The 452-nt window shown below is 58.6% G+C and carries 1 protein-coding gene; it reads left to right on the plus strand.

Translation table 11 applies throughout. From position 1 onward, the window contains the following. Nucleotides 1-147: 147 nt before the first annotated feature. Nucleotides 148-276: a hypothetical protein gene (locus tag SY1_RS12605; RefSeq protein ID WP_015557066.1), complete on the plus strand. Its 129-nt coding sequence runs from the start codon at nucleotides 148-150 to the stop codon at nucleotides 274-276. Nucleotides 277-452: the final 176 nt, after the last annotated feature.

The following is a 452-nucleotide window of genomic DNA, read 5'->3' on the forward strand; positions in this document are numbered from 1 at the left end:
GCGTTAGCACGACCTAGTCACGAAGAATTTGAGTTCATGAGAGAACGGGGAATCTATCTTTGCTCGCTCTGCAGGTACTGTCCGCGCCAAAAAGATAAAAATACGTATTATTGCTTAGCAGGAAAACCGTGGCGGGCGTATTACAGGATGCGGGAGTGTCAGGGCTTTCGCCCGAAGCCGAAGAAGCCGGAGCCCAAGGCGGAACAGCTGCGGATGTTCGACGACTGGGGGCACGCCGCCCCGGAGGCGGCGCCTGCCGATGAGGGGAGGCGATGAGGTGCGTTTTGAATTCGCGGAGCGATGTCTCTATGACTACCTCGAAAACGTGGCGAGGCTGGACGTGCTGCGCTCTGAGTTAAAGACCATGGACGCGATGTCGTCCGCCAGTGGGCAGACGTATGGTGGAGCCTCGGGGGCGGATTACCCCTCAGACGCGGTGTCAACACGCCTGG

Origin of the sequence: Fretibacterium fastidiosum (assembly GCF_000210715.1) — a bacterium.
Lineage (GTDB): Bacteria > Synergistota > Synergistia > Synergistales > Aminobacteriaceae > Fretibacterium > Fretibacterium fastidiosum.